Raw genomic sequence first — 3,151 nt, forward strand, 5'->3', positions numbered from 1 at the left:
GCCTGCTGGGTGGGATGGTGCCCGACCTGCCGACAGCCCCTGCCGCCCCTTCGACACATCGACCTCGCCCCGACTTAACCAAGTCCTACTAGCTGCCGGCTGAGCACCAGCGACGATCCGGCCGCGGCCTACCTCCCCTTCGACACCCGGGCCGGCGGGCACGTGCCCGCCGAAGGCGGCGCGATCCTCGTCCTCGAGGACGCCGCTGCCGCCGCCGCGCGCGGCGCGCCCCGGATCTACGGCGAGATAGCCGGCTACGCGACGACCTTCGACCCACGCCCGGACGGTGAGCACCGGTCGGGTCTGGGCCGCGCGCTGGCACTGGCCCTGATCGACGCGGACATGGACCCGGCGGAGATCGACGTGGTGTTCGCCGACGCCGCCGCCGTGCCCGAGCTCGACCGTGCCGAGGCGGAGGCGATCGCCGACGTCTTCGACGACCGCCCCGTCCCCGTCACCGCCCCGAAGACCATGTTCGGCCGGATGCACGCCGGCGCTGGCGCGCTGGACGTCGCCACCGCCCTGCTGGCGATCCGCGACGGTGTCATCCCGCCGACGATCAACATCCGTCACGACGAGCACTACCCGATCGAGATCGTGCTGGGCGAGGCGCGGACAGCGCCGGTGCGCGCCGCCGTCGTCCTCGCCCGCGGGCACGGCGGCTTCAACTCCGCGCTGGTCGTCCGTGCACCGTCCACCGTCGCGACCAGCTCATGAACCCCGAGGAGTTGCCATGTCGGTGACAACAGTCGAACTCAGCGACCTGCGCCGGATACTCACCGAAAGCGCGGGTGTGCCGCAGGACGTCGACATCGAGGGAGACATCGAGGAGACCACCTTCGAGGAAATGGGCTACGACTCCATCGCGGTCATGGAACTCGCGGCGCGTATCACCAGCGAGTTCGGGATCCCGATCGACGACGACGCGCTGGCCGCCGCGAAGAATCCCCGTCAGTTTCTGGACCTGGTCAATGGCCGGTGAGCTCGGCACACGCGCCCCCGCCAGCGAATGGATTCTCTGCCCCGGCTGCCGGGCGATGACCTACGGTCGAAAATACATCCGCAATCTGCGTGTCTGCGCGAGCTGCGGCCATCACGGCCGCGTGGCGGCCAGCGAGAGGATCGACCAGCTTTTCGATCCCGGCACCGCCGAGCTCCTCGACCTGCCCGCCACCACCCGGGACGTCCTGTCCTTCGTCGACTCCACCCCCTACCCGCAGCGCCTTGACCAGGCCCGAGCGCGAACGGGCCTGCGCGAGGGGGTGCTCGTCGCCGCAGGGAGGATCGGCGGTCGCCGGGTCCTGGCCGCGGTGATGGACTTCGCCTTCCTCGGCGGGAGTCTCGGTGCCGCCGCCGGCGAACTGATCACGCGTGCCGCGGAGGAGGCGCTGCGTGACCGGATCCCGCTGTTGATCGTGAGCGCCTCGGGCGGCGCGCGCATGCAGGAGGGGCCCATCTCGCTGATGCAGATGGCCAAGACGAGCCAGGCGCTCACCGCCCTGGACGAGGCCGGGGTCCTGACCATCTCGTTGATCACCGATCCGACCTTCGGTGGCGTGGCCGCGTCCTTCGCAACCCAGTGCGATGTGATCGTTGCCGAACCCGGCGCGCGGCTGGGCTTCGCCGGGCCGAGGGTGATCGAGCAGACGCTCGGGCACCGGCTCCCGCCCGGCTTCCAGACCGCCGAGTTCCTGCTGGAACGAGGCTTCATCGATCTGATCACCCCCCGCCAGGCGCTACGGGACACGCTGCGCCGGCTGCTGGCGGCCGCCCAGCCGTGTGACGGGCTCCGCGAGGTCCCGCCCGAAGCGGGGGTCCTCGTCCGCGACCCGGCTCTGCTGGGCGAGCAGGAGCCCCGGCAGGCGGTTCAGCAGGCCCGGGCGCTGGATCGCCCCACCACCCTCGACCTGCTGGCCCAGGCGTTCAGCGAGTTCGTCGAGCTGCACGGTGACCGGGTCGGTGGCCAGTGCCCCGCCATCGTCGGCGGGTTCGCCCAGCTCGCCGACCGGCCGGTGATGGTAATCGGCCATCAGCGCGGGCACACCGCCGTCGAGGTCGCTGCCCGGCGCTACGGCATGCCGAGCCCTGCCGGGTACCGCAAGGCCGCCCGGCTGATGCGGCTGGCGGCCAAGCTCGGGCTGCCGGTCATCACCTTCGTCGACACCCCCGGGGCGCATCCCGGCCTCGAGGCGGAGGAACAGGGCCAGGCCGTGGCGATCTCGCACTGCATCCGGCAGCTGACGGACCTGCCCGTTCCGGTACTCACCGTGATCCTCGGTGAGGGTGGCAGCGGCGGTGCCCTCGCGCTCGCCGTCGCCGACGAGGTGCTGATCAGCGAGCGAGGCGTCTACTCGGTGATCAGCCCGGAGGGATGTGCCTCGATCCTCTGGGGAGATTCGACCCACGCCCCGCGGGCGGCCGAAGCACTGCGGCTCGATGCCCGCAGCCTGCTGCGTATGGGGATCGTTGACGGCGTCGTTCCGGAACCCCGCGGCGGCAGCCAGGCGGATCCGGCACAGGCCGCCGCCCGGGTGGCCGCGGCGCTGTGCGAACGGCTGCACGAGTTCGCGCTGCGGAAACCGGCCGACCTCGTCGCCGCTCGCCGGGCGAGATTCCGCGCGTTCGGCGCCACGGGTTCACGTCGCCCCGAGGCGGTGGCCACGCGATGAACCAAGCACCCGGTGTGCCCGACCAGGGCATGGCCACGTCCACGCCTAGCGGTAGTTCGTTGGATCAAGGTGGGAGGTAGAGGTGCAGGCCGTGGCCTGCGCCGACTGCGGCGATCAGGGTGTCCAGGTCAGCAGGCGGGGGTGTGGGTGACCAGGCGTGCCAGCAGCGTCGTAGCAGGAGCCAGGGGGTCAGCCAGCTGCGGACCGCGCGTAGCGTCGTCGGCCAGGATGGCCGCGCGGGTGGGCTGGTGGTGTGGGTGCCCCCTCTCTCGCCGGTCGTGCTTACCGTCGGCGGGTTCCTGCCCCGGGGGCATCTCGGCGGTGAGGGTGTTCCAGCAGAACGAGAACGCGCAGAACACCAGGGTCTGGTGGCGACGGATCGCGAGGTCGGAGCGGACCTGGAAATCGGCCCAGCCGAGTTCGTCTTTGACCTGCTTGTAGCCTTGTTCGATCCAGTTCCGGATCCCGTAGATCTGTACGAG

The 3,151-nt window shown here is 71.1% G+C and carries 3 protein-coding genes and 1 pseudogene; 3 read left to right on the forward strand and 1 reads right to left on the reverse strand.

What is annotated here, in order from left to right; all coding sequences use genetic code 11:
• The first annotated feature begins 162 nt into the window (after positions 1 to 162).
• From BBK14_RS09845 to accD, 3 genes are read left to right on the forward strand one after another with little or no spacing between them, the layout of a single operon-like run.
• A complete protein-coding gene (locus BBK14_RS09845; RefSeq protein WP_071061246.1) occupies positions 163 to 717 on the forward strand; it encodes a beta-ketoacyl-[acyl-carrier-protein] synthase family protein in 555 nt (184 codons plus the stop codon).
• A 16-nt stretch (positions 718 to 733) separates the two neighbouring features.
• The gene (locus tag BBK14_RS09850) at positions 734 to 982 is read left to right on the forward strand and encodes an acyl carrier protein (protein WP_071061248.1); all 249 of its coding nucleotides are present in this window, start codon (positions 734 to 736) and stop codon (positions 980 to 982) included.
• Positions 972 to 2,669, forward strand: coding sequence for an acetyl-CoA carboxylase, carboxyltransferase subunit beta (gene accD / locus BBK14_RS09855; RefSeq protein ID WP_071061250.1), 1,698 nt, complete (start codon positions 972 to 974; stop codon positions 2,667 to 2,669). Before BBK14_RS09850 ends, accD begins: the two co-directional genes overlap by 11 nt.
• Positions 2,670 to 2,797: 128 nt before the next feature.
• Here accD and BBK14_RS38805 read toward each other — a convergent pair.
• Positions 2,798 to 3,151 (reverse strand): annotated as a pseudogene (locus BBK14_RS38805) (hypothetical protein); the annotation flags it as partial.

It is taken from the genome of Parafrankia soli (assembly GCF_001854695.1).
Classification (GTDB): domain Bacteria; phylum Actinomycetota; class Actinomycetes; order Frankiales; family Frankiaceae; genus Parafrankia; species Parafrankia soli.